General features: G+C 60.8%; 18 protein-coding genes. 5 read left to right on the top strand and 13 right to left on the bottom strand.

From position 1 onward, the window contains the following. Window positions 1-70: 70 nt before the first annotated feature. Window positions 71-250 carry a 50S ribosomal protein L32 gene (rpmF, locus tag BGI27_RS09820; RefSeq protein ID WP_095524695.1) on the bottom strand — a complete coding sequence of 60 codons (180 nt, stop codon included), beginning with the start codon at window positions 248-250 and terminating at the stop codon, window positions 71-73. A 56-nt stretch (window positions 251-306) separates the two neighbouring features. Then, the gene (locus tag BGI27_RS09825) at window positions 307-822 is read right to left on the bottom strand and encodes a YceD family protein (RefSeq protein WP_095524696.1); all 516 of its coding nucleotides are present in this window, start codon (window positions 820-822) and stop codon (window positions 307-309) included. Window positions 823-870: 48 nt separating this feature from the next. On the opposite strand from BGI27_RS09825, the gene BGI27_RS09830 reads away from it, so the two are divergent. Beyond that, window positions 871-1467 (top strand): Maf family protein, encoded by a 597-nt coding sequence (locus BGI27_RS09830; RefSeq protein ID WP_223871727.1) that lies wholly within the window; start codon window positions 871-873, stop codon window positions 1465-1467. After that, window positions 1464-2174 (top strand): SAM-dependent methyltransferase, encoded by a 711-nt coding sequence (locus BGI27_RS09835; protein WP_095524698.1) that lies wholly within the window; start codon window positions 1464-1466, stop codon window positions 2172-2174. Before BGI27_RS09830 ends, BGI27_RS09835 begins: the two co-directional genes overlap by 4 nt. A 115-nt stretch (window positions 2175-2289) precedes the next feature. Here BGI27_RS09835 and BGI27_RS09840 read toward each other — a convergent pair whose 3' ends face one another. Genes BGI27_RS09840 through BGI27_RS09855 form a run of 4 tightly spaced genes read right to left on the bottom strand, consistent with a single transcriptional unit; the run spans window position 2290 to window position 5203 of the window. Continuing rightward, the gene (locus BGI27_RS09840) at window positions 2290-3237 is read right to left on the bottom strand and encodes a S49 family peptidase (RefSeq protein ID WP_095524699.1); all 948 of its coding nucleotides are present in this window, start codon (window positions 3235-3237) and stop codon (window positions 2290-2292) included. Further along, window positions 3230-3577 carry a Rieske (2Fe-2S) protein gene (locus tag BGI27_RS09845; RefSeq protein ID WP_095524700.1) on the bottom strand — a complete coding sequence of 116 codons (348 nt, stop codon included), beginning with the start codon at window positions 3575-3577 and terminating at the stop codon, window positions 3230-3232. The genes BGI27_RS09840 and BGI27_RS09845 overlap by 8 nt, the downstream gene beginning before the upstream one ends. Then, entirely contained in the window at window positions 3565-4224 is a 660-nt protein-coding gene (locus BGI27_RS09850; protein WP_095524701.1) for an HAD family hydrolase, read from the bottom strand. Before BGI27_RS09850 ends, BGI27_RS09845 begins: the two co-directional genes overlap by 13 nt. Further along, entirely contained in the window at window positions 4217-5203 is a 987-nt protein-coding gene (locus tag BGI27_RS09855) for an RluA family pseudouridine synthase (protein WP_095524702.1), read from the bottom strand. The genes BGI27_RS09850 and BGI27_RS09855 overlap by 8 nt, the downstream gene beginning before the upstream one ends. Window positions 5204-5723: 520 nt before the next feature. Here BGI27_RS09855 and BGI27_RS09860 point away from each other — a divergent pair. After that, the gene (locus BGI27_RS09860; RefSeq protein WP_095524703.1) at window positions 5724-8621 is read left to right on the top strand and encodes an Rne/Rng family ribonuclease; all 2898 of its coding nucleotides are present in this window, start codon (window positions 5724-5726) and stop codon (window positions 8619-8621) included. A gap of 56 nt (window positions 8622-8677) precedes the next feature. Here BGI27_RS09860 and BGI27_RS09865 read toward each other — a convergent pair whose 3' ends face one another. After that, on the bottom strand, window positions 8678-10042 hold the full coding sequence (locus BGI27_RS09865; protein ID WP_095524704.1) for a TrpB-like pyridoxal phosphate-dependent enzyme: 1365 nt from the start codon (window positions 10040-10042) through the stop codon (window positions 8678-8680). A 520-nt stretch (window positions 10043-10562) separates the two neighbouring features. Here BGI27_RS09865 and BGI27_RS09870 point away from each other — a divergent pair. Further along, a complete protein-coding gene (locus BGI27_RS09870; RefSeq protein ID WP_095524705.1) occupies window positions 10563-18059 on the top strand; it encodes a type I polyketide synthase in 7497 nt (2498 codons plus the stop codon). Beyond that, window positions 18056-19402 carry an aminotransferase class I/II-fold pyridoxal phosphate-dependent enzyme gene (locus tag BGI27_RS09875; RefSeq protein ID WP_095524706.1) on the top strand — a complete coding sequence of 449 codons (1347 nt, stop codon included), beginning with the start codon at window positions 18056-18058 and terminating at the stop codon, window positions 19400-19402. Before BGI27_RS09870 ends, BGI27_RS09875 begins: the two co-directional genes overlap by 4 nt. Window positions 19403-19409: 7 nt before the next feature. Here BGI27_RS09875 and BGI27_RS09880 read toward each other — a convergent pair whose 3' ends face one another. The 6 genes from BGI27_RS09880 to BGI27_RS09900 form a co-directional block, all read right to left on the bottom strand. Beyond that, complete coding sequence (locus tag BGI27_RS09880; protein WP_095524707.1) at window positions 19410-20018, bottom strand: GNAT family N-acetyltransferase; 609 nt, start codon at window positions 20016-20018, stop codon at window positions 19410-19412. A gap of 2 nt (window positions 20019-20020) precedes the next feature. Then, window positions 20021-21445: an LTA synthase family protein gene (locus tag BGI27_RS09885; protein ID WP_170942996.1), complete on the bottom strand. Its 1425-nt coding sequence runs from the start codon at window positions 21443-21445 to the stop codon at window positions 20021-20023. Window positions 21446-21515: 70 nt separating this feature from the next. Continuing rightward, window positions 21516-22259, bottom strand: coding sequence for an SDR family NAD(P)-dependent oxidoreductase (locus BGI27_RS09890; protein ID WP_223871728.1), 744 nt, complete (start codon window positions 22257-22259; stop codon window positions 21516-21518). Window positions 22260-22368: 109 nt separating this feature from the next. Next, a complete protein-coding gene (locus BGI27_RS09895) occupies window positions 22369-23637 on the bottom strand; it encodes a capsule biosynthesis protein (RefSeq protein WP_095524710.1) in 1269 nt (422 codons plus the stop codon). 50 nt (window positions 23638-23687) lie between these two features. Continuing rightward, entirely contained in the window at window positions 23688-24500 is an 813-nt protein-coding gene (locus BGI27_RS18060; protein WP_223871730.1) for a capsular polysaccharide export protein, LipB/KpsS family, read from the bottom strand. Next, complete coding sequence (locus BGI27_RS09900) at window positions 24383-25810, bottom strand: capsular polysaccharide export protein, LipB/KpsS family (RefSeq protein WP_223871729.1); 1428 nt, start codon at window positions 25808-25810, stop codon at window positions 24383-24385. The genes BGI27_RS18060 and BGI27_RS09900 overlap by 118 nt, the downstream gene beginning before the upstream one ends. Window positions 25811-26279: the final 469 nt, after the last annotated feature.

The raw sequence follows: 26279 nt of genomic DNA on the forward strand, positions 1-26279 counted from the left end.
TATTAAATTGAAGGTAGCAAAATTACGGCGGCATGCAGAAACCATCAGGCCAGCCGTGTACAAGCGAGGATTACTCGCCCTTGACCTTCAGGACCTTCTTGCCACGGTAGAAACCGTTCGGCGAAATGTGGTGGCGCAGATGCGCTTCGCCGGTGGTGGGCTCCACCGCCAGGGCGGGGGCAGTCAGAAAATCGTGCGCACGATGCATGCCGCGCTTGGAAGGCGACTTCTTGTTCTGTTGAACGGCCATTTTTCAGCTCCTTGAAACTTCATCGAATAATCATAGCCTTCGTCAGGCTGCAGACTTCAAGCTCCCTTGAGCTTCAAGCCTTTCAGCACGGCGAATGGCGAACCTTCAGCACCGTCATTCCCTGCACCGGGCAGACTGCACGCATCATGTGCGGGCGCCAATGGCAAGGCTAACAGCAACTCTTCTTCCACAGCTTCGAGCACGTCGAAATCCCGGCCGGCATGCACCGGATCGAAATCGTCATGCTCGAGATCCTCATCAGGCAGCGGTTCCCCGCGCCGTACCAGCATCAGGCGGGAATGGGCCTGCGGCCGACATTCGACATCACCCAGACAACGCTGACACTGCATCACCAGTACAGCATCGATATCGATGGATAGATAACCCTTGCCATCGACATGAGTGCCGCTCAGCACATACCGCACCGGCTGTGCCGCCTGTACCGACCACAGCATCTCCGCCACACGCGACAACTCGCGCGCATCAAGCTCACCAGCCAGCTCATCGCCACGACGGGCAAACTCAAAAGGGTCGGCAATGAAACGCTGCCGTAACGGTTGCTGGTGCGACATAAACGGGCAATGCTATTATTTTTCCCTCTGCCTGTCAAAGACCTCTGCATGCCAGCCGCCATACCCACACAAGTCCTGGTACTCGCCTCGACATCAATCTATCGCCGCCAGTTGCTGGAACGCCTTGGTCTGCCCTTCATCACGGACCGACCCGAAGTAGACGAAACGCCTCGGGCGGGGGAAACCCCGGTCGGCACGGCGGAGCGGCTTGCCCAGGAAAAAGCGCGTGCTGTTGCTGCACGCCACCCCGGCGCATTGATCATCGGTAGCGACCAGGTCGCCCATCGCGGCACGCAGCGCTTCGACAAACCCGGTACAGCCGAACGTGCAATCGCCCAATTGCGCAATATGAGTGGTCAGAGCATCGTTTTCCACACCGCTGTATGCTTGCTCGACGCCGATAGCGGCCAGTCCGAATGCATCGGTGTTCCCACGGAGGCACGTTTCCGTACGCTGTCGGAAGCAGAAATCGTACGCTATGTGGAGCGCGAGGCTCCACTGGACTGTGCCGGCAGCGCCAAGTCAGAAGGGCTGGGCATCAGCCTGCTTGAATACATGCGCGGCGACGACCCCACGGCGCTCATCGGTTTGCCGCTGATTGCACTATCCCGACTGCTGCGCAGCCACGGCATCTCAGTGCCATGAGTACAGGCTGTCTGCACCTGCTGCCGGTCGGGCTTGGCCTGGCCGACCCAACACTCACACATCCAGCAGGCGTGCTGCAACGTTTCGACGCTTTGGATTATTTCATTGCCGAACGTGCCAAGACCGCGCGTGCCGAACTCAAGCGCCTGGGCTATAGCCGCCCTATCCAGGAGGCAGAAATCCACGAACTGCCAGAAAGGCCGGACAGCAAGGGGCTCGCCCTGCTTCTGGAACCGTTGTTCCAGGGACGCAACGGCGGCCTTGTCTCGGAAGCAGGCTGCCCGGCCGTGGCAGACCCCGGCGCCCTGGTCGTACGCGAAGCCCACCGACTGGGAATCCGTGTGATTCCACACATAGGACCATCATCACTGCTGCTGGCCCTGATGGCATCAGGCCTGAATGGCCAGAGTTTCGCCTTTCACGGCTATTTGCCGCAGAAGACGGATGAGCGTTTACGGGCCATCAACCAGCTTGAGCGCGAATCGGCGAAGCTACGCCGTACCCAACTGTTCATCGAAACGCCCTATCGCAACGCCGCCATGTTCGCCAGCCTGCTCGATGCCTGCTCGCCCCAGACGCTTGTCTGCGTTGCGCGTGGCCTCAGTACGGCCAGCGAATGGATCATGACGCGCAGCGCAGCTGACTGGAAACGCCAACCAGCGCCCGACCTAGAGCGCCAACCCACCGTATTCCTGCTGCTGGCCTGATAGGGCGTCAATAAGAGTATGGGGACCTAAGCTCATGCAAGGCCATGCCCACCTCTATCGTTCAGATGGCAAGCATCGCCGAAACGCTCCTGCTCTCCACCCCCGAAAAGCTACCTCATCGCCAGTCAAGCTGTTCCACGCTACTACGCAGGCTGCTGCCGATCTCGGCCCCCAGCCGCTTGGCAAAGCGCTCCGCGATGTTCTCGCGACGGGTGTAATCGCGCAATTTCTCGGCCTTGGTCAGGTCACGCGCAACGGATGCCACCGAACCCAGACCGTCGCTCAGCCCCATCTCGACACTACGCTCACCACTCCAGACCAAGCCAGAATACAGTTCCGGCGTTTCCTTCAAGCGTTCGCCCCGCCCCTTGCGCACCACATCGATGAACTGTTGATGAATTTCGGCAAGCATTGCACGAGCAAAGGTCACGTGTGCGGGGTTCTGTGGCGAGAAGGGATCGAGAAAGTTCTTGTTCTCGCCAGCAGTAATGCTGCGCCGCTCCACGCCGATTTTCTCCATCGTACCGGTGAAGCCGAAGCCATCCATTCGTACTCCGATGGAGCCGACAAGGCTGGCCTTGTCGACGAAAATCTTGTCCGCGGCCACGGCCACGTAATACGCCCCTGATGCGCAGACATCCTCAACCACCGCATACACGGGCTTGTCCGGATGCTGCCCGCGCAGGCGGCGGATCTCATCGTTGATCATGCCGGCCTGTACCGGACTACCGCCCGGACTATTGATGCGCAGGATCACACCCTGCGCGCCCGGCGCCTCAAAAGCGGCCTGAAGCGCTGCAATGGTGTCCTGGGCCTTGACTTCGGATTGCGGGCCGATAGCCCCCTCGATCGAAATCACGGCGGTATGCGCCGCTCCATCGACGATGCGCTGCCCGCTCTGCGCATTCCACACCAGAAAGATCAGCACGCCCACATATCCAAACCCGAGGAAGCGAAAGAACAACCCCCAGCGACGCTTACGCCTCGTTTCACGCAGGCTTTCGAACGCCAGTTGCTCGATGACCTTGCGTTCCCACCCCGGCTGACTGGTGTCCTCACTCATTGCTTTCGATCTCCAGATAGACATTGCCGCCATCCTCGCACACTGCCAACGCCCGCAGGCGCTGACCTGCACAAGGGCCGGCCAGACATTCGCCGCTATCAGGCGCGTAAAGCGCACCATGAGTGGCGCAAATCAGATACTGACCGGAATCATCCAGCAGCTTGCCCGGATTCCAATCCAGCTCGATGGGTATGTGAGCGCAACGATTCACATAGGCATAGACCTGTCCCTGCCAACGCTGAGCGAATGCCGGCACACGCTCGCCCGCCAGATCCAGCTCGAACCGCCGGGCCTCTCCTCCATCAGTCAGCTCAGCCACGGTGCAGATCAGGTGGCGCATGCCAGCCAATCCCCCAGCGAAGCCACAGAGGGCAACACCGCAGCGGGCGACTCGGCACGCAACACGCCTTCCGGATGGGCGCCACAGGTCACCGCCACGGCCGACACGCCCGCGCTGCGCGCCATCAGCAGATCATGCGTGGTGTCTCCGACCATCAAGGTACGCTCAGGATCCACCACAAGGCGATCCATCAAATCCAGCAACATGCCTGGGTGAGGCTTGGAAAAGCTCTCGTCAGCGCAACGCGTGGCCTGGAACAATGGCGCCAACCCACTGCTGGCAAGCACCCGATCCAGCCCCGCACGCGCCTTGCCGGTCGCGATCGCCAGGGTGTAGCCCTCGGCGCACAACAGCTCAAGCAGCTCCCGGGTACCTTCGAAAAGCACGGTTTCATTGTCCCGGGCCAAGTAATGCGCACGGTAGCGGCGGGCCAGTTCCTGCACCTCGGCCTCATCCAGGCCAGGAGCCACTTCGCGCATCGCACCAACCAGACTCAGTCCGATCACATGGGCTGCCTGCGCACGCGAGGGCACAGCCACCCCCATATCCATACAGGCTGCGCGGATCGAATCCACGATCAAAGCCGTGGAATCCATCAGGGTGCCATCCCAATCGAAGACAATCAGATCAAACTTCTTTTCAGCCATAGTCTCTCTTCTGGGTTACGTCAACCTGATCGACGAAAGCCTGCAACTCCTTGGGAAGAGCCGCGGAAAGCGCCAGCACTTTCCCCGTCACCGGATGAGCAAGACGCAGGCTCGCCGCATGCAGGAACATACGTGCCAACTCGCCATGCGCCAACGCCTTGTTGAGAGGGAAATCCCCATATTTGTCGTCCCCCAACAGGGGAAAACCACGCGACTGCAGATGGACACGGATCTGGTGAGTGCGTCCGGTCTTGAGCTCGACCTCCAGCAGGCTGTACCGTTCCCAGCGCTTCACCAAACGGGCGATGCTATGCGAAGGTTTGCCCTCCGGGCTCACCATCACGCGCCGCTCTCCCTCGGGGGTCAGATACTTGAAGAGTGGCTGGCGCAGATGCTCCAGTGGATTCATCCAGCGCCCACGCACCATTGTCAGATAGCGTTTCTCCATCTGTCCATGGCGCATTGCATCCTGCACCACCCGGAGCGCGGACCGTTTCTTGCAAATGATCAACAAACCGGAGGTTTCGCGATCCAGGCGATGCGCCAGTTCCAGAAAATGCGCTTCAGGCCGCTGCTCACGAAGTAGCTCGATCACGCCGAAGCTCACACCGCTGCCGCCATGCACCGCCAACCCGGCGGGCTTGTCGATGACCAGAAGCGCTTCGTCCTCGAACACCACATCGAGCACCTGACGTACAGCACGAGCCGGCACAACAGGCGCTTCCCGCTCGGCCACTCGAACGGGCGGCACGCGCACTTCGTCGCCCTCTTTCAGGCGATAGGTCTGCGTCACGCGTCCGCCATTCACCCGCACCTCGCCGCTGCGCAGGATGCGGTAGATGTGACTGCGTGGCACACCCTTGCAGAAGGTCAGCAGGAAATTGTCGATGCGCTGGCCCGCCACAGCCTCATCAATGCGTACACGACGCACCGCGGGAGTACCAGCCGCCTGATCGGTCAGAGTTTTGCCTAAAGTCATTGCATCCCATATACTGCATTGGTTCTTGCGGGCTCCTACGCCCCGGCCAGCAGCATCGGCCGGCCCTGCCTGGCGGAATACCTGCTTTCCTGTTGCATTCCCTCCGGAACCGAACAGGCACCCCGGGCCGAAGTGCCCCGCGTGCCCCTTCCGCAGCGCACAAGGCCGTAGAGTGATCCGGCCCGGAAAGACGAGGTTCCGCGCACTGAACGGCAAGGCTGCGTGCACACGTTGTGCCGGAGTGACACTGCCACGCGAAAACAAGTCGGCCGGGAAAAACGGCCGATGGTAGCCCAAACCAATTGATTGATCGACCCATTTTGCGCGCGAACGCGAAACAGAATTGAAGGGCTCCAGGCTGGATATGGCCTTGGAGTCGCGATACAAGGCGAATCCGATTCACTCCTTGCACAAGAACACATGAGCTATCTGTTCCCCACAAGTTGAGTCACCGGCCTTTCTCTGCGGAGAAAGGCCATGGTTCGCCCTGCCCGCAATCGCGCGCGGGAGAAGAACTTAAATGAAGCGCATGCTTTTCAATGCAACGCAGGCCGAGGAACTCCGCGTTGCGATCGTTGATGGTCAAAAAATCATTGACCTCGACATCGAATTGGCATCAAAGGAACAGCGCAAGAGCAACATCTATAAAGGTGTGATCACGCGCATCGAGCCCAGCCTCGAAGCCGCCTTTGTCAATTACGGTGCAGAGCGCCACGGATTCCTGCCCTTCAAGGAAATTTCCCGTAGCTACTTCAAGGAAGGTGTGGACGCATCCCGTGCCACCATCAAGGAAGCGTTGCGCGAAGGCCAGGAAATCATCGTCCAGGTTGAAAAGGAAGAACGTGGCAACAAGGGCGCGGCCCTCACCACCTACGTTTCCCTGGCTGGCCGCTATCTGGTCCTGATGCCCAACAACCCGCGTGGTGGTGGCGTATCGCGCCGCGTCGAAGGTGACGAGCGCACCGAGCTGCGTGAAGTCATGGACTCCCTGGACGTGCCGGCCGGCATGAGCCTGATCGCACGCACGGCTGCCATCGGCCGCAGCGCCGAAGAGCTGCAGTGGGACATGAACTACCTGCTGCAACTGTGGACTGCTATCGACGACGCCGCTACGCCGGATTTCGACGCGGAAAGCAAGAAGCGCCAGAATCCGGCCCCTTTCCTGATCTATCAGGAAAGCAGTCTCGTCATCCGCGCCATCCGCGATTACTTCCAGCCCGATATCGGTGAAATCCTCATCGATACGGACGACATCTTCGAACAGGCCACGCAGTTCATGGCCCACGTGATGCCCAGCGCGGTCAATCGCGTCAAGCGCTACCACGACGACGTACCGCTGTTCTCGCGTTTCCAGATCGAACACCAGATCGAATCCGCCTACGGACGCCAGGTTAACCTGCCCTCCGGCGGTGCCGTGGTGATCGACCACACTGAGGCACTGGTCGCCATCGACGTCAACTCGGGCCGCGCCACCAAGGGCAGCGATATCGAGGAAACCGCCCTGCGTACCAATCTCGAGGCCGCCGACGAAGTGGCCCGCCAGCTGCGCCTGCGCGACCTTGGCGGTCTGATCGTGATTGACTTCATCGACATGGAAAACCAGCGCAACCAACGCGAGGTGGAAAACCGCCTGCGCGACGCGCTGCGCTATGACCGCGCTCGCGTACAGACTGGCAAGATCAGTCGTTTCGGTCTGCTGGAGCTCTCGCGCCAGCGCCTGCGCCCTGCGCTCGCAGAGACCAGCTACATCCCCTGCCCGCGCTGTACCGGCACCGGCCACATCCGCTCCACCGAATCGGCTGCGTTGCATATCCTGCGCATCCTTGAAGAAGAAGCGATGAAGGAAAATACCGGCGCGCTGCACTGCCAGGTACCCGTGGATGTCGCCACCTTCCTGCTCAACGAGAAGCGTGACGACATCGCCAAGATCGAGCTGCGCCACAAGGTCAGCCTGCTGATCATCCCCAATCGCCACCTGGAAACCCCGCAGCAGGAAATCGTGCGCCTGCGCCACGACCAGCTCAACCAGGACGACAGCAACCTGCCCAGTTACAAGCGCGCCGCCGCACCGGCCGATGCCGCCGATGCCGGGGTCGCTGCCCAGAAGGAAAGCCGCCCGGTTCGTCAGGAAGCCGCGGTGAAGGGCATCACGCCCGAACAACCGGCCCCGACTGTCGCCCCCACTGCCAAACCCAGCGAAACGCGTGGTTTCTTCCGTCGCATTCTCGACTGGCTTGCTGGCGACAGCGAAGCGGCCCCCAAGGCTGCGGCGCCTGCACCTCGTGGCCGCAATGAGCGCCGTGGCGAGCGCCGCCGCGACGACAATCGCAACGGAGGCCGTAGTAAGGATCGCACCGAAGCCAATGGCGAGCGCAAAAACAAACAGCGCGCCGAAGAAAGCCAGGAGCGCAATCGTCAGGAACGGGGCGACAGGGCAGAACGTCCGGATCGCAACCGCAACGAGCGCAAGGAACAGGCCAAGCCGGAAGCACGTACCGACAAGCCGGAGACCCAAAAAGCTGAACCTCGCCAGCCCCGCGAACGCCGCGAGCGCTCGCCTCGCCAAGCACGTGAAGCCCAAGTGTCAGAGCAACAAACCGCCGAACTGGCCGTTGTTGCAGCAGCATCTGTCGCCGCCGAAGCACTGACGGTGGATGCATCGGAAACCACGGGCACGCCTGAAGCACGCGAAGGAAGAGAAGGCCGCAATCGCCGCGGTCGTCGTGGCCGCGGTCGTGGTGAGCGTCGTCAGGATGGAGAAGCTCAGGTGCTGGATGGTGAGCAAACCGAACAGCTGAACGATGCGGAGCCGTCTTCCCAGCAAGCACCCTTGGCTGAAGTTGCCAGTGCTGCGGTGGCCGTTGCGGAAACGTTCATCAGGGTGGAAGCCCCTGAAGTCACTCAGGTTGCTGGTGAAACCAGCGCGGCACCGGCCGTGCTGGAAACGCAGGAATCCATCAGCACAAACAGCATTCAAGCTGTGGCCGTTGTTGAAGCTCCGGAATCGCCAGCCATCATCGCTACCGAGCAAGCCGCGCCTCTATCTGTCGTTGCAGAAACTCCGGCGATGGCAGTGGAGACGCCAGTCTCAGCAGTGCAGCTCGAAGAGTCCACTCAACCGGCAGAAGTTGTCGTCGAGCCTATCGCTACGATCGTGCCCGAAGTGGGTGCACCCGCCATCGTGGAAACGCTCCCCGAGTCTGGCCCTGTAACGACGACCGTCACGGCCGCTGCACCGCAGGTCGACCTGCAGACGTTGCTGGCAGCAGAAGCCGAAAGCCTGCAGATGGTTGAAACCTCAGCGGTTGCGCGTTCTGCAGAACCGCCCCAGGCAGCTGAAGCAGTAACTCCCACTCCACGCCGTGAACGTGTGACGTCTGCAGAGGAGCCGCTGCAGCAAGTCGAAACACGTAACTAACCTTCAGATAGCAGCACAAACAAAATGGCCGCCTTTTCAGGCGGCCATTTTTTATTTCACGCCACTTGTGGCAACAGAGACAACGCCATCGCCAGTTCCTTTTCGTCGTAGTCCTGATCTATCAGCTTGCCATCGAAGTAGGCCTGATAGGCCGCCATGTCGAGATGGCCATGGCCCGAGAGACAAAACAGGATGGTTTCGGCCTTGCCCTCACGCTTGCAGCGCAACGCTTCCTCGATTGCGCCCTTGATGGCGTGCGTGGCTTCCGGTGCTGGCACGATGCCTTCAGTCCGCGCAAACATCACGCCTGCTTCGAAGCAGGCTTTCTGATGATAGGCCTGGGCTTCGATCAGCCCCAGCTCGGCCACATGGCTGATCATCGGCGCCATGCCGTGATAGCGCAGGCCACCCGCGTGGAATCCGGGAGGCGTAAAGGTGGAGCCCAGTGTATGCATATTCACCAGTGGCGTGAGATGCGAGGTATCACCGAAGTCGTAGGCAAACTTGCCACGCGTGAGACTGGGGCAGGCAGCTGGCTCCACGGCCACGAAACGGCGTTTCCCATGCTCGCCGCGCAATTGCTGCCCGATGAAGGGAAAGGCAATACCAGCGAAATTAGAGCCTCCACCCGTACAGCCGACGATCACATCCGGATCGTCACCAGTCATCTCCATCTGCAGGATGGCTTCCTGACCGACGATGGTCTGGTGCAGCAATACGTGATTAAGTACCGACCCCAACGCGTACTTGGTGTCCTCGTTCTTCGCCGCGACTTCTACCGCCTCGGAAATCGCCAGCCCGAGCGACCCCATGAAGTCCGGGTTTTTCGCTAATGCGGCGCGCCCGGCTTCCGTGGTGTCCGACGGAGACGGCAAGCATTTCGCCCCCCAGGTTTCCATCATCGCGCGGCGATACGGCTTCTGGTCGTAGGACACACGCACCTGATACACCGTGACATCCAGACCGAAAAGGCCGCCGGCGAAGGCCAACGAGCTTCCCCATTGCCCCGCGCCGGTTTCGGTACTCAGCTTCTTCACGCCTTCCTGAGCGTTGTACCAGGCCTGTGGCACGGCGGAGTTGGGCTTGTGACTGCCTGCGGGCGAAACGCCTTCGTACTTGAAATAGATCTTGGCCGGCGTGCCCAGCAATTTCTCCAGGCGACGGGCACGGAACAGCGGGCTGGGACGCCACATACGAAAGACTTCACATACCGGCTCGGGGATGTCGATCCAGCGTTCGGTACTCACCTCCTGCGCGATGATCGCCTTGGGGAACAGCGGAGCCAGATCATCCGGCCCGATGGGCTGGCCCGTTCCCGGATGCAACGGTGGAGCCGGCGGTGCCGGCAGATCCGCCACGATGTTGTACCACTGACGTGGCATCCGGGACTCTTCGAGCAGGTAGCGATTGCGATCGGGCATCGTATGTTCTCCAGTATGTCAAAGGGTCGAGCTTACTACGGGCCCCGGAACCAGCTCCGACGACAATCAAGGTTCAAAAAGCCCACACACTCCTCCGCTACGCGTGGTCGCTACCTCAAAAGGGGCGCCTTCTGTCTTGGAACAGCGCGGCGACAAAAAACGACACCGCACGCATGGTCAGGGAAAAGGCAAACACTCGCCGAAAGGCGCATGACTAGGACATTCCTTGCGAAGCAATTCCCCGTAAATAACTGCACAGCAAAGTCCCGGGCTAAAATTGCAATCGAGATGAAATCCCTGACGCTCCGAAGCTTTACAGAAAATGTAAAATTTCCTCTATTTCCATACAAATACACCGTGAGTCGCATCCAAGCCGACGTCCGTACGCGTGATCGCGCTGGACGCGTGGTAATTATGCGTACCTTGCCGGCAAGCTAACCTTCAATAAAAACAACGTGCTCTGCCGTTCAGTCCAGAACCCCCATCGCACAAACCAGCGTGCATACAAAGGCCAGTAGCTTTGCAACAAGAAAAGTCTGTTCCACGTCGTGTCGCTATCATCGGCAGCGCCTATCGATTCCCCTCCACTTGTAGCGCCCGGCTATGGCAAGATCTGCTCGCAGGCAAGGATCTCGTCACAAAAGTTGCATCAGAGCGCTGGAGTAAACCCAGTTTTCTGCACCCCGACAAAACACACCCTGGTACGGCCTATACCTTTGCGGCTGGTTCGATCGGCGATGTCTCAGGCTTTGATGCAGAGTTTTTCGGTATTTCGCCTCGCGAAGCTGCCCAGATGGATCCTCAGCAACGCCTGTTGCTGGAAATGGCCTGGGAAGCGCTGGAAAGTGCAGGCATCCCCCCCTCAAGCCTGCGTGGTAGCCGCTGCGGCGTATTCATCGGTCTGGCCAGCGCGGACTACTCATATCGCTACGCCGATGATCTGGCCGCCATAGATGCCAGCACCGCCACTGGCAACACCGCCAGTGTCGCCGCCAACCGCCTCTCCTACTTCTTCGACTGGCATGGCCCGAGCATGGCCATCGACACAGCCTGCTCTTCCTCTCTGGTCGCATTCCATCAGGCCTGCCGCGCCATCGCTTCCGGTGAAGTGCCCTACGCCATCACAGGGGGCATCAGCCTGCATCTGCACCCCTATGGCTTCATCATCTTTTCAAAAGCCTCCATGCTGTCGCCCAATGGGCGGTGCAACACTTTCGATGCAGATGGCGATGGCTATGTCCGCTCCGAGGGGGGTGGGCTATTCCTGCTCAAGGACTACGAGCAAGCGATCGCAGACGGCGACCATATCCTTGCTGTCGTCGCCCATTCAGCTGTGAATACGGATGGACGAAAATCCGGGCTCACCGTCCCCAACCCGGATGCGCAGGCAGCGCTGCTACGTAGCGCCTACACCGAGGCGGGAATTCATCCCGCCGAGATTGATTACCTCGAAGCGCACGGAACGGGTACTGCAGTTGGCGACCCACTCGAAACCTCTGCGTTGGGCGTTGCACTAGGGAGCCAGCGCCCTAAGGATTCTCCTCTGCCGATAGGATCGGTGAAGAGCAATCTAGGCCACATGGAAACCGCTTCCGGTGTAGCTGGCCTGGCCAAAGCCCTGCATGCCATCCAGTACCGCATGGTGCCAGCCACCATCGGCATCAAGACCCTGAATCCGAAAATTCGCCTCGACGAGTGGAACCTCGATGTCATCACCGAAAACCGCCCGCTGAAATCCGAAGGCCGACTGGTGATCGGAATCAACTCGTTCGGCTTTGGCGGCGCAAATGCACACGTCATTCTAGAAAGCCATGAAGCCAAATGCACTCCGGTCAGGGGCGATTTCCGCGCAGCACAACCACTGGTCATTCAAGGGCGCAATGAAGCAGCCCTGCGTGCCAACGCAGCCGCACTCGCAGAAAGTCTGATTTCTGGCAAACACACGCTCTACGATGCGGCCTGGCATGCATTGTTCAGGCGCGAAGCATTCGAACAGCGCGCGGTGGTATTCGCCGAAAACGCCACCGATGCGGCAACCCGCCTGCAACGCTTCGCAACAGAAGGACGAGAACCCGGTATCTACGCCGGTACCACAATCCCGTCGGTAAAAGGCCCCGCATTCATCTACTCAGGTAATGGCTCGCAATGGTTCGGCATGGGCAAAGCCTTGCTGGAACACCCGGTATTCAGCGAAGCACTGCGACAGATTGACCAGCATTTCGAACCGCTGGCAGGGTTTTCGCTGCGCAGCGAACTCAGCAGGGAAGTCGACATCCAGCGCCTGGACCTTACCGAAATCGCCCAACCCTGCCTGTTCGCCATCCAGGTAGGCATCACCGAGATGCTGCGAGCACAAGGCGTGAAGCCACTCGCAGTCGGTGGCCACAGCGTCGGAGAAGTGGCCGCAGCCTGGGCCTGCGGCGCGCTTTCCCTGGCTGACGCCGTGCATGTCATCTACCAACGCAGCCATCTGCAGGGGCAGACACGCGGTCAAGGCCAGATGAGCGCAGTCGGCCTCAATGTCGATGCGGCCAAAGAACTCATCACTCATATTGGCCTCCGAAATATCTGCATCGCAGGGATCACAGCGGCAAGGGTGTCACGGTGCGGGCCAGCTCGACGAGCTGCCCGCCTTGAAGCGCAACTGCACACCCAAGGATGTTTCTACAAGCGCCTGCCACTGGACTATGCCTTTCACAGTCCTGCCATGGATGGCATCGAACACGATATCCATCGTCTGCTCGGCAGTCTGTCTCCGCAGTCAGCGACGACACCTTTCTACTCCACCGTTGCGGGCGGTCTGCAGGAAGGGGAAATACTGGGGGCCGATTACTGGTGGCAAAACATCCGCCAGCCCGTTGCCTTCGCACCGGCCATCCAGGCCATGATCGCCGATGGCTTCAACGAATTCATCGAAATCGGTCCGCAACCGGTTCTGCGCAGCTATCTCAATGACGCGCTCAAGGAAGCGGACCGCAGCGGTCGCATCCTCCCAACCGGGCGGCGTGGCGACGACTCCCCCGCTCGCATCCTGAGCACATGCGCCGAACACATGATCGCTGGCGGAGAAACCGATTGGTCCGTACATTTCCCGGTTGCCGGCAATTTCGTCGATTTCCCCACCTACTGCTGGCAACGCGAAGCCCATTGGCACCCCAGCACCGGCGAATCCCTGGATCGACTGACCCAGGAGCCCTGTCATCCACTACTGGGCCGTGAGCTCCGGCAACAGCCGAACCAGTGGGAAAGCGTGCTCGACGCGCAACTGCAGCCGATGCTGGCCGATCACGTGGTCGGTGACGCCGTCGTTTTCCCGGGCGCAGCCTACGCGGAGCTGGCTTTGGCCGTGGCACGCGAGAAATTCGATCACCCCTGGATCGAAATCGAGGCCCTGGAAATCCGCGCACCTCTGCTTTTCGGCAACGGGCAATCGCAGCGCCTGCGCGTCACGCTGGAGGACACGGACGGCAGACTGAACATCCAGGCCCGTGAGTATGCCAGTGATAACGACTGGGCCCTGCACGCCTGCGCACGCCTGCTGGCCGAACCCGGAGCTCGCCTGCTGGACGAAGCCAGCTGGCCAGGCCTCCCCACGCGTCAGCCGGATTTCACACGAGAAAGTCACCTCGAACTCAACCGTTCGCTGGGGCTGCACTACGGCCCGGCCTTTCAGGCCATCGCACGAGGCTGGCTGGAACAGAACCGTGCGCTGGCCTTCCTGGAGCAACCCGCCGCCATTGCAGCCACCCAGACCGAATATCTGCTGCATCCCGGTGTACTGGACAGCTGCTTCCAGCTGATCGCACAACTGCTGCGCGAGCATACGGAGCAGGCAAACGGACTGGCCTTCATCCCCACGCGTATCGGTCGCCTCGCACTGCGCCAACAGGCCGGTGCCGTGCGCTTCAGCCAGGTCATCCTGCGCCGCCACTCGCCGCATTCGCTGCTGGCCGATTTCCAGCTCTTCGATGCAGAAGGAAAAGCCGTCGCGGTGCTCGAAGAGGTCCGCTTCCGCGCCGTACGCCTGTTCCGCAGTCAGACTGAACGCATCCGTCAGTTGCAGGACATCCTGATCGCAGCACCGCTGCCGGGCATGTCGCTGATCGACAGCGAAGCGCTGGCACAAGCTTTCCAGACATGCCTTCCTGACGTTTCCCCGACACAGGCAAGATACGAGGAAGAACTTTCACCGCTTCTGGATGCGCTCTACCTGAGCAAAGTGCGCGAAATCCTTGCGGATTGCCTGGCTGCGCATCCAGAAGGCCTCGCCCAATGGCACGCGCAGCTGGCACGAGACGAAGATCCTCGTCAGCCTGCATTCGAGAACTTGCTCGCAGCAGCACAACGCGCCAACCTGCTGGATGCCCGGAATCAAAACCTGCTGGCCGGCGAAGACGAAACGCCTACCGCCGAAATCTGGCAACTACTGCTGCGTGAATATCCGGATCATTTCCCGCTGATCCATACGATCAGCCACCTGGGGCAGCAATTAGCCGCGGTGCTTTTCGGCACGCAACAATCCCCTCTGGAACTGCCTGCAGGCTTCAGCGTTGCCAGTCTCAGCCGTCACATGCTTGGCCGCGAAAAGCTTCAGCAAATTGCCGAAACCTTGCAGCAGCAAATCCGACAGCATCTGGATCGCCTTCAACCGGGCCAGCGCCTGCGCATCCTGGAACTTGCCGACGATGCACCGGTATTCGCCAGCCGCCTTTGTCCGGAACTGCCACTGGCCTGTGGCGACTACAGCTTTTCCAGTCGCCAGGAAGCCCAGGCAACACTCACGACAGAGCTGGCGGAGCAGCATCCTGCACTGCGCTTCCTGCCTGTCACGACGGATGAGCCCTCCTCTGCCGATCGGCACGACCTCGTCCTGTTCGTGCTGGACGGGCTGGAAGGCGACGAAGTCAGACGCCTGCTGCACTTCGCCCACCAGCAACTCACGCCAGGGGGCAGCCTGCTGCTGATCACCCAGCAATCCGATGAATGGCTGCGAGGGAATCTGGGCATTGCAGGTCTCCCTCTACCCGAGGATCCGGCAGCGCTCCCGGAAACATTGCAGGCAGCCGGGTTCGACGCCCCGCGCTGGCTGCAGCAAAGCCCCAGCTGTTGCCTGTTGCTGGCCGTATCGCAAACGGCTTCCGCGCCGACGAGCACCCCGGCCCATTGGCTGCTGCTCAGCGAAGATGAAAACCCAGAAGCCGCATTCTCCGGAACGCTGGCAGAGGCCCTGCAAGCACGGGGCGACACAGTGCAGATCAGCCGGGACTTCACCCCGGCCGGCCTTGCCACGGCACTGCAATCTCTGCCTGAGAACAACAAAGGCATTGTGCTGTTGAGCGGTCTTGCCGCCCGCGCGCAAACCGATGTGCAAATGCTCGGTCTGGCTTGCCAGCAAGCAGCCGCCGTGGCCAATGCCTGCGAAGCTGCATCCTGTCTGCAGCCCCTGCTGCTCGTCACGCAGGGAGCCATGAGTGATCTGCTGCCCGTGGCACTACGCAGAACGGGTACTCATATCCACCCGGATTCCGCCTTGTGGGGTTTTGGCCGCACACTCGCCAACGAGATCGGACAACCGTTGCGGCTCATCGATCTGAGCTGCAAGGAGCCCATGCAGGCTGCAGCCCAACTTGCCGCAACGCTGCAAAGTGATGCTCAGGAAAGCGAGCTGCTGATCGGCCCGGAGGGTGAGCGCTTCGCCACCCGCCTGAGCCTGCCGCCTGGCATGCCCGAAGAAACCACAGGCTGGAAACTCGGCTTCTCGCTCCCCGGTCAGTTGCGTCATCTGACCTGGCAGCCCAGCACGCTGCCCGAGCCTGCAGCAGACGAGCTGGAAATCCGCGTCGAGGCCACCGGCCTGAATTTCCGCGATGTCATGTATGCCCTCGGGTTGTTGTCCGATGAAGCGCTGGAAAATGGTTTCGCTGGCGCCACGCTGGGGCTGGAGTTCGCCGGCACGGTACTGCGCTGCGGCAACGGGGTGGAAGGTTACGTCCCTGGAGACCGGGTCGTGGGTTTCGGCTCGGCCTGTTTCGCCAACAAGCTGGTCACACGCGCCAGTACGGTCGCGCCAGTACCAGCTGGGATCAGCTTCGAAGCGGCTGCCACCATCCCCACCACCTTCTTCACGGCTTACTACGCACTGCACCATCTGGCCCGTCTGGAGCCGGGCGAACGCGTACTGATCCATGGCGGTGCAGGTGGCGTCGGCATTGCGGCCATCCAGATCGCGCGCTGGATCGGCGCCACCGTATATGCCACGGCGGGCTCCGACGAGAAGCGCGAGTTCCTGCGTCTGCTGGGTGCCGACCACGTGCTGGATTCCCGCTCGCTCTCCTACGCCGACGACATCCTGCAGCTCACACAAGGTGAAGGTGTGGATGTGGTACTGAACTCACTCGCCGGCGAAGCGATCAACCGGAACTTCCAGATCCTCAAACCTTTCGGGCGCTTCCTCGAACTCGGCAAGCGCGATTTCTACGAAAACACCCGCGTCGGTCTGCGTCCCTTCCGCAACAATCTCACCTATTTCGGTATCGACGCCGATCAGCTCATGCGCGAGCGTCCGGCACTCACCCGCCGACTGTTCGCCGAGGTAATGGAGCTGTTCGAGCAAGGCATCTTCCATCCCCTGCCCTGGCAATCGTTCGAGGCAGGCCAGGTCGTCGATGCCTTCCGCCACATGCAGCAGGCACGCCAGATCGGCAAGATCGTGGTGACCTATCGCGATGGCATCCGTGCCATGCAGACCGCCAGGATCGCGAAACCCACCTCAGGCTTGCAACTTGCAGCACAGGCAAGCTATCTGGTCACCGGCGGATTGGGTGGATTCGGACTGCGTACCGCGCAGTGGCTGGTCGAGCGTGGCGCCCGCCACCTCATCCTGATCAGTCGCAGCGGCCCGCAAAGCCAAGAAGCACGGGAAGCCATTGCCGGTTTCGAAGCACAAGGCGTGACGGTACTGGCCCGCGCCTGCGACGTCACCCAACGCGAAGCACTTCAAGCACTGCTGGCTGAAGCTCGAGCCAGCCTGCCTCCTCTTCGTGGCGTCGTACATGCCGCCGCAGTAATCGAGGATGCGCTGATTCGCAACCTCGACGCGGAAAAAATCGCCCGCGTCCTCGCGCCCAAAGTGCTGGGAGCAGAGCATCTGCATCAGCTCGGCCGCGAACAGCCACTGGACTTCTTCGTGCTGTATTCCTCGGCCACCACGCTTTTCGGCAACCCGGGGCAAGCGGCCTATGTCGCAGCCAACAGCTGGCTCGAGGCACTGGCTCGCCATCGTCGGGCACAAGGGCTGCCAGCCACCTGCCTGCTGTGGGGCGCCATCGACGACGCAGGCTTCCTTGCCCGCAACGAAAAGATCAAGGAAGCCCTGCAAGGGCGCATGGGTGGCACTGCGCTGCGCGCGGCCCTTGCGCTGGATCTGCTGGAAATTGCCCTGCTGGAAGGGCAGTCCGGTCAGGGCATCCTGGAGCTGGACTGGCATGCGCTCAGCCGCTTCCTGCCCACTGCCACAGGCTCCCGCTATGCTGAATTGCGTCGCCTTTTCGGCGAGGCGGGTCAAGGGGATGATGGTGGTGACGATCTGCGCCGCCTGCTTGCAGAGCTCAGCGACGAGGAGTTGCACGCCACCGTGGCCGACATGCTGCGCCATGAACTGGGTGAAATCCTACGTATTCAGCCGGAAAAGATCGCGACGGATCGCCCGATCCAGGAGCTGGGGATGGATTCGCTGATGGGCGTGGAACTCGTGATCGCTCTGGAGGACCGCTTCGGGGTCAAGCTGCCGGTACTCGCACTGAGCGAAAGCCCCACCATTGCTCGCCTTGCGGATCGCCTCATTGCCCAATTGCGGGAACAGGAAGCCGGCCAGGGCAACCCGGTGGAGTCCGACCTTTCGAGCCAGGTCAAACAGCTCGCGGCGATCCATGCCCACGAGACCCAAACCGATACCGTGGCGGAGCTGACGGCCCAACTCGAAGACAACCGGAACAGCGAAAGGCTGATCAACCCATGAACAAGCGCATCAGCGGGCTAGGGGCACAGCTCAAGGAAAAGCTCATCCAGCAAAGCCTGGAGCGACGCCTGCGCAGCGCAGGGCAAACCACTCAGCCCCCCCAGGCGCCACGCGCTGGCGCCAAGGCCCAGCAGGTTCCCGAACAGTTCAGGCGCTTCGACCAGCATCCGGGCTACCAGCAACTGCGCATCATCAGCGAGGGCGGCACGCGCCTGGGCATCGCCAACCCCTTCTTCAAGCTGCACGAAGGCCGCGCCGGCGCGCATACCACCATCGCCGGCAAGGATCTGCTGAACTTCGCCAACTACAACTACCTGGGCTTCTCTGGCGACCCGCGCGTCAACGCCGCCGCCGTGGCGGCCATCGAGCGCTATGGCACATCGGTATCAGCAAGCCGCGTAGTCTCCGGCGAACGCCCTATCCATCGCGAACTGGAGCGTAGCCTGGCCGCACTCTATGGAACGGATGACGCCGTGGTGATGGTCAGCGGTCACGCGGCCAACGTGACCACTATCGGCCATCTCTTCGGGCCGCGCGATCTGATCGTGCATGACGAACTCGTGCACAACAGCATCCTGCAGGGCATCAAGCTCTCCGGCGCCAAGCGCCTGCCCTTCGCCCATAACGATTGGGCAGCGCTGGACAGCCTGCTGGAACGGCAACGCAACGATTTCGAAAGAGTGCTGATCGTTGTTAAAGGCATTTACAGCATGGATGGCGACTACCCGGATCTACCCCGCTTCGTCGAGATCCGGAACCGTCACCAGTGTTTCCTGATGGTAGACGAAGCGCATTCGCTGGGTGTGATGGGCAAGCGTGGCTACGGCATTCGCGAGCATTTCGGCCTGCAAGGCAGCGATGTCGATATCTGGATGGGAACCCTGTCCAAGACACTGGCCGGCTGCGGTGGCTACATCGCCGGTGAGCACGCCCTCATCGAGCACCTGAAATTCCTGGCCCCCGGTTTCCTCTACAGTGTGGGCATGGCGCCCCCACTTGCCGCGGCCTCTCTCGCGGCACTGGAATGCTTGCATGCCGAGCCCGCACGCGTGGAAAAACTGCAGCACAACGGGCAACTGCTGCTGGAAAGCCTGCAACGCAAAGGGATCGACACAGGCCATAGCACAGGTCTCGCCGTGGTACCCGCCATCGTCGGCAGCTCGGTCAAGGCCACCCGGCTGTCAGCCTCGCTGCTCGAGCAAGGTATCAACGTACAACCCATTCTCTATCCAGCCGTGCCCGAAAAAGCTGCACGCCTGCGCTTCTTCGTCTCCTGCGAACATAGCCCCGCCGAACTTCAGCATGCAGCCCGGTGCACCGCCGAAACGCTTGCAGACCTTTGAGCAAGGGTTATAGCGTCGAAGGGCGTAATTTGCGCAGCCGGTGGAGACGGGAAAAAGGAAAGAAGCGGGATAGCCCGCGCAGGGATATCGTGCGATAGCGAGCGTAGCCAAGGCTTTCATAGAGGGTACGGGCGGGAATGTTTTCCTCGCCCACCTCAAGCGTCACGTGGCATGCACCACGGCGCCAGGCTTCTTGCTCCACGGCGGCGACCAGCAGTCTGGCCAGGCCCTCACGACGATGATGTACAGACACCTTCAGGCCGTATATGTAAAACCCGTTGCCCAGATCGCGTGCCTCCAGCAGCCAAAACGCGAGAAAACGCCACAGGCCTGACCACAACCCGAACACTTTCTGGAAAGTACGCAACGCCGGGGTGTACGGACCACGCCCCTGCTGCTTGAAGGTCACGAAACCGCCGGTCTCCCCAGATTCGCTGACGATCAGCAAGACCCTGTCCCACCGGATGCAATCGCAAAACAGGCGATGACGATCGTCTGCCTCCCCCAGTAACTTTCGCAACAAACCTCGCCCTGTCGCCACCAGGCGCAAGCCCGTACGATCAACCTCGGCTACTGAATTCGGCGCCACGATGCGCCAATTTCTGGCTTCAAGCATTCTCACCGGGCTCCTTGCATCACACTCAACAGGTTCTCGGCCAGATCGGCCATATGCATGTCCCGGCGGGTGGAAGCAGATGCAGGTCGGCGGGCATGCCAAATGAAATAATCGGTACGCGCGTCCTCGAAGCCAGCCTGACGGTATACCGAAGGCATGATTGGCAAGTGATCGCCATACCAGCATAACCAACCATCCCGCGACTGCGCAGCAAGACAATCGCATAACCGTTGCTGCATCTGGCCTGCATTGACGATGTGACGCAGATAAGCGGTGAGATCCGCATGCCCGGATGGTGGCTGCCCACTGTACAGCATGGCCTCGTCTCCGGCACCGACCGTTTCAAGGTGCAGCGGACCATGGTTCTCCATGGTGATCACGAACACGAAGAGAGGTGCATCGGCCGCCTGCAACAGCTCCGCCACCCTGTCCGCAACTGCGATGTCGCCAATATAAGCCCCGACCCGGTCTTCGGCTGAAAAGGCGCGGATGTCCACGAATTCATCGAAGCCAAACAAGGGGAACTGCCGGTCACGCTGATAGAAGTTCGCGGAATAGGGATGTACGCACACCGTGCGGTAGCCTGCCCGCCTCAATGCCCAGGCCACCGTATCGACCTCGCGCAGGCGGCGATAAGGGTTGAAGCGATGCACCCCCAGCGCCTCGTTGCGCAGACCGGAAAGAAACGCAAATTCGGAACGTACGGTGTTGGCCCCCCAGGCAGGCACTTCCAGCAATCCGTGCAGCACGGCATCCGCCTTGGCTGCATCCAGCCACGCATATACCGAAGGCGCCACGCCTTCATACACACGCCGCGCGTCGAAAAACGACTCGCTCTGTACGACCACCAGATGCGGCGTATTTTCGGCTGCCAGCAATGAAAGCTGGCCCACAAAACGGGAAGGCAACTGCGGCTTCCGCCGCTCGGCCAACGCGTACAGCCACAAGTTGGCAGCAAGGCCGAAGCATCGAAGATCGGCATCCGCATCAAAACTGGCGACAATCCGTCGCCCATGCCACCACCCCACCAGCAAGGCCAGGACCGTCAGCAATGCGCTGAGCAGCACTCCCTGACGGAAAAGCTTGGCATCCAGCCCAGGCTCCAACAGCATGCCAGTGGTGATGAAAATCACCGCCGCGGCAATGCCCAGCAACGCGTTGCAATAGCCGAAGAAAGGCAGATACAGACGCGGATGACGCAGCAAATCGACGAAATACTCGAAATCCTGGAACACAAAGGGTTCGCGCAACGCATCCCGCTTCACCCAATTCACCGCGAGCAGCAGAAAGTGCCAGGCCAACGGCTGACAGGCTGCAAACCAAGGTCGGCGAAATACCAGCAGCCCGAGCACGAACAATACCCCGACGGAACCCGCATGCAGTGCACAGGTCCAGGCAGGCCGCCGCAGGAACGGCCGAGGTTGCATGAGGCAGGCCTCCGCCAACGCAGTCAGCACAAACGCCAGCAGCATCGGCCACAACACAACCTTCAACCCATCAGGCACGATAATCCAGCCAGCGCAGGATACGACACGACAGAGCCGGCGGCAGTACCGCCAGCCACCAGCAGCCCCAGGCCAATAGACGCGGAAACACGATGCGGGCACGGTTACGTGCCAACCCTCGCAAGATCACTTGCGCGGCTCTCTCCGGAGGCCACAGGAAAGGCTTGGGCCCCGGCATTGCGTGGCACATGGGGGACGCTACATAACCCGGCATGATCACGCTCACCCTGACGCCTTCCGGCGCCAACCAGCCACGCAATGCTTCACCATAGGCCTTGACCGCAGCCTTGCTGGCCGAATAGGCAGGCGTCATCGGCAGGCCGAAATACCCTGCGAGCGAACTCACCAGTGCAATCTGGCCGCTACCCCGTTTACGCATCCCCGGAAGTACGCCATGCACCAACGCCATCACCGCACGCAGGTTCACATCCAGCAAAGCCTCGACCTTACTCCAAGGCTCGGGCTCGCCGTTCGGCCCCACATGCGTATTGCGTCCGGCATTGGCTATCAGCAGATCCGGCGTATCCGCCTCTGCCAGCCATCGCCTCATCGCAACAAGGTCACACAGATCCACCAGCCATAAAGACACCTCTGCACCGCGCGCCTTGCAACGATCCATCAAGTCGGAAAGCCTGGCTTCATCCCGCCCCTGCAATACCAGATGCACTCCCACCCCGGCATACGCCTCTGCCAAAGCGGCGCCAATCGATCCGCTCGCTCCGGTAATCCAGATCACCCTGTTCGGCACACCACGATCCCCAAAAATCTAGGCAGCGCCGGCATCCCGCCAGCACCACACTGCCACCTGCCGGCCGCATACGCGGCGACGCCCGGTGCTCGTACGATCACCCGTGGATGACGCTTCCGACCGTGTCAGCCTGCGTCGCAGGCAGCAACGTTTCCAGAACAGACTGCTCTGCAAGCAAGCGGGGCAGACAGTTCTCCACCAGTTGCTCGATACCCGCGCGACTGTAGAAGCCCCCGTTGACCTGTGTCGTATGGATCACGGCACTGCGGAAATAGCGGAACAGCTTCATGTCGGGCTCCTGGCGCTCGCGCCAGAAGTCATCCAGTTCCCCCTGGAAGGTCAGCCCGGGCAGATCGTAGATCGGCGAAGCAAGGCAGATAGTGGGGCAGACATGACCCAAAGCCACCGATCCCACCGTGCTATTCACCGTCACGGTGCCGTGCGCCCGCTGCAAGAGATGGCGCAAGTTGCCTGTCTCCAGATAATGCACGCGCCCTTGCAGACCGAAATGCCGGCTCAGATGTGCTGCGGTACGTGCGTGCGGTACGAGTCCGTAATCCAGCGGATGATTCTTGATGACCAGATGCGCGTCACCCGGCGCACGGGGGGCAAACGAATCCATCACGAACCACATCACCTCCTCCATATCCCTGAAACGGGAATGGTCGCGGATCTGTGCATCACCATTCATCTGCAAAGGCAGCACGTAGAAAGGCTTACCTCTCTGGATAAGGTCGTAGATCCGGTTCGTGTCACGGGGAGCATGCAATCTCAACATCGGCAGGCGATGCATGTAACCCAGATACTGCAATGCGGCGTTGTCAGGATGATGCGTCCGGTAATTGGGAAACAGTAACGGGTTCAGGGCACCGGCCAGGTGATAGGCCACGTCATGCCCGGCACGAACCCTGAATGGCAGCACAAACGACTTTCCTCGCCCGTACTCGGGTAAGGTCGGCCCCAGCGCCCGGTACCAATCTGGATCACGCGGCAATCGCGAATAGCTATTAACGCCTTCCCGTTCGAGTGTTACCCAGAACGGACGGAAATAACCTTCCTCGAAGACATGCGTCCTGATGCCCAGGCCACGCGCCTTCTCGACTGCTGGCCGGTGCACTGGCCGGCAATCTCCGAACAGGATCTGGTCCGTCACGCCATAGCGCGCATACAGGTCGCCCAAGAAAGCGGAAAGCATGGAGAGCGGCTGACGGAAACTCACCGCCGGACGGGGCGCCCAATACATCCAGTCACCCACGTTGAAATTCACCTTCAGAACCTGATGCCCATCCGCCACGAGGCGATCGGCCAAACGCGCGAAGAATGGCGAACACACACCCTGCAGGAACAGAAAGACACGTCTTTCCATCACAGGCCCAGTCCGCTTCAAAACCGCATCGTGGAGAAATCGATCCATGTCTATAACATGCGCCAGGAATCCACCAGCAAGCGCAAACGACGCCCCAACCGGAAGATCCACCCCAGACGCAAACGCTCCAGTTCGCCTGTCTGTTCCAATTTTTCGCGCAGTGACACCATCCGGTGGATGATGCCCCGACAAGAGGCATAGCCCCTGAAACGCGAATCCCAATACAACGGATAACGCAACAGCGCTCCGGCCACCAGTTCATCCAGATGCAAGCGCCGTAATCGGCGCCGATGGGCCGGCCCCTCAGGGCCACAATCCTGCGTCAGTCCCCAGCCAGCGTAGAAAGGCATGCCATAGGTCACGACATGCTTGCCGCGCAGCAAGGCATCAAACCCCGTCAACGAAGTCAGCGTATGTACTTCGTCACTGGCCTCGATACAGCTCACCACGGAGAGTTCCGTTTCCACGTGGTCCGCCCAGCGTGCAAGATCCTTAGCAGAAACCGCGCCTGCCCGGCGCCCAGAAAGCACATCCGGATGTGGTTTGTAGACGATGAACGCTTCCGGGCAAGCACTGCGCGCGGCTTCCAGCAGCTCACGATTACTGCGGATACCCGCACAGCCGAAACGGATGGAGGCATCGTCCTCCACCTGGCCCGGCACCAACACCACGCGCCGCCCCTGGGCAGGCCACCGTGCAGCATTCCGGCTCGCCACGTTGTACTTGCTCAACCCCTGCTCGACGATCAAGGCCCGCACCGCACGCGCTTCGGCCAGTTCTGCTTCGTCAAAACGTCCCTCGGACAGCACGCATTCGAGATCCGACGGACGACGGGGATCGAAATACAGCCCACGCTCATCCAGCACCAACGACAACGGGGGATGAAGTTGGACCCCAACCCCACCGAACGCAAGAAACCGTCCTCCGCCCGGACAAGACGACACCCCGTCTGCTCGGCCAATCGAACGATTTCGTCCTGAACCTCCGCGCCCCAGACGATCAGGCGGTCTGCCGATGTGGGCATCAACCGGGCCGCAGCGGCAGCATCCTGGACCAGAAATGCACGCCCCTGGTGCAACGACAGCATGGGCAGCACATAAGCAAACTTCCAGCGCTGCATGCCCACCCAGATACTGCGCCCGCCCTGCCGGGCCTCCATCGCGCACTGCCTGATCAGCCAGTCGATCACGTCGAAGATCGTTCCGCGCTCATCGGTATCCGGATTCACGTAACGCGAATAATGAAAATAGGCCGCAGCGAAGATCTCATCCACTGAACGCCGGCGGACACGCCGGGCACAGGTCAGCCGATCCTCGGTCGCGCCCCAGCCCGCATACCACGGCATGCCAAAACAACTCACCTGCTTGCCGGCCAGCAGGGCCTCGAAACCCATGGTGGAAGTGACCGCATAAACCCGGTCCATGTGTTCGATCAGACTCAGTGGATTGACGAAACCACGCAGCACCACGACGCGATCACCGTCGCGTACATCGGTGAGATAGCCTCCTTTGCGCCCTGCAGTCACCTCCGGGTGGGTCTTCACATAGACCGTCGCATCGGGGTTTTCATCTAGCGCCGCCTGAAGCATCCGCGCGAAGCTCTCCGGCCCGGCGCCTCCACAGACGATGGCCAGGTCTCCCGCAGTCTGATCGATCACAAGCACACGCTGCCGATCCCCAGGGCGAAGCAAGGCTGGATCGAAAGGCGGAGCATGATTGTACTTGCTCAGCCTGTTCCCCAGGATCAAGGCCTTGGCCCGGATGACATCCTCCTGGATTCCGGCAAGCACATCGGTGGAAGAGTTGAGCAGGGATTCCAGCACACTCGGAGCCGTACTGTCGTAATAGATCCCTTCCTCATCGATGGTCACGACCAGCGGTGGGAAGCGATCCCCGGTGCCGTAGGAACGCAGGAAGCCATCCTCAGCCCGGATCACACGCAACCCGCGCCGGGCCGCGAACGCCTCCGCACGCCGGGCACTGGGCTTGCGCCCCCAAGCCAGAACCCCCGTCAGATCGGCACGCCTGCGGGCAGCCCGGCCACGCAGCACCTCAGCGCCATCGAACAATGAGTCCAGCGACGTAGTCCCTTGCAGGAACCAGCCGTAAGCCAGGAAGCGATCCACAGATATCCAGTCAGTAAGCTCAGAAAGCACGCCAAGCAAGGCATGCATGTCACCCAGCCAGCTCAGAAAACCGGCCCAAGTGACCAAAAGTGTGAAATTTTACCTTGTTGTAAAGATGCGAGCAGCTACCACCACAGACCTTCGGGCAGGTTGAGACCGGTCACCGTAGTTTTTTTTCAGCCGTGCGACAGGCACCTGACTGCGATCTTCCCTCTGGCCTTCCTCAACTTGAGGTTCTGCACAGGCAACGCTTTCCGTGCCGAATCCAGTCTACCGAGGTGGCACCCAACCAAAGACATACCGGAATTCTGGAGGGCTCGACACACGGAATTCCAACGGCCCTGAATCAAATTGCGGGTACCATGCATACGCTCAATCGATAGCGACTGACCTGCAGGCTCGAATCCAGCAACCAGCTCATGGCCTTGTATCTTTAAGCCTCGGACCGGCTCGGGTAGCCCGAGCGGCCTCTGGGATGTTTGAAGCCCGTGACTGAGCACTGGGCGCCTGAGCCGGA

It is taken from the genome of Candidatus Dactylopiibacterium carminicum, from assembly GCF_014736495.1.
Classification (GTDB): domain Bacteria; phylum Pseudomonadota; class Gammaproteobacteria; order Burkholderiales; family Rhodocyclaceae; genus Uliginosibacterium; species Uliginosibacterium carminicum.

Coding starts and splice junctions, on each gene's coding strand:
- BGI27_RS09845 (WP_095524700.1), bottom strand. CDS start 3,577: ATGCGCCACCTGATCTGCACCGTGGCTGAGCTGACTGATGGAGGAGAG.
- BGI27_RS09830 (WP_223871727.1), top strand. CDS start 871: ATGCCAGCCGCCATACCCACACAAGTCCTGGTACTCGCCTCGACATCA.
- BGI27_RS09840 (WP_095524699.1), bottom strand. CDS start 3,237: ATGAGTGAGGACACCAGTCAGCCGGGGTGGGAACGCAAGGTCATCGAG.
- BGI27_RS09825 (WP_095524696.1), bottom strand. CDS start 822: ATGTCGCACCAGCAACCGTTACGGCAGCGTTTCATTGCCGACCCTTTT.
- BGI27_RS09865 (WP_095524704.1), bottom strand. CDS start 10,042: ATGCCCGATCGCAATCGCTACCTGCTCGAAGAGTCCCGGATGCCACGT.
- BGI27_RS09880 (WP_095524707.1), bottom strand. CDS start 20,018: ATGCTTGAAGCCAGAAATTGGCGCATCGTGGCGCCGAATTCAGTAGCC.
- BGI27_RS09885 (WP_170942996.1), bottom strand. CDS start 21,445: ATGCAACCTCGGCCGTTCCTGCGGCGGCCTGCCTGGACCTGTGCACTG.
- BGI27_RS09855 (WP_095524702.1), bottom strand. CDS start 5,203: ATGACTTTAGGCAAAACTCTGACCGATCAGGCGGCTGGTACTCCCGCG.
- BGI27_RS09895 (WP_095524710.1), bottom strand. CDS start 23,637: ATGGAAAGACGTGTCTTTCTGTTCCTGCAGGGTGTGTGTTCGCCATTC.
- BGI27_RS09875 (WP_095524706.1), top strand. CDS start 18,056: ATGAACAAGCGCATCAGCGGGCTAGGGGCACAGCTCAAGGAAAAGCTC.
- BGI27_RS09860 (WP_095524703.1), top strand. CDS start 5,724: ATGAAGCGCATGCTTTTCAATGCAACGCAGGCCGAGGAACTCCGCGTT.
- BGI27_RS09835 (WP_095524698.1), top strand. CDS start 1,464: ATGAGTACAGGCTGTCTGCACCTGCTGCCGGTCGGGCTTGGCCTGGCC.
- BGI27_RS09850 (WP_095524701.1), bottom strand. CDS start 4,224: ATGGCTGAAAAGAAGTTTGATCTGATTGTCTTCGATTGGGATGGCACC.
- rpmF (WP_095524695.1), bottom strand. CDS start 250: ATGGCCGTTCAACAGAACAAGAAGTCGCCTTCCAAGCGCGGCATGCAT.
- BGI27_RS09900 (WP_223871729.1), bottom strand. CDS start 25,810: ATGCATGCCTTGCTTGGCGTGCTTTCTGAGCTTACTGACTGGATATCT.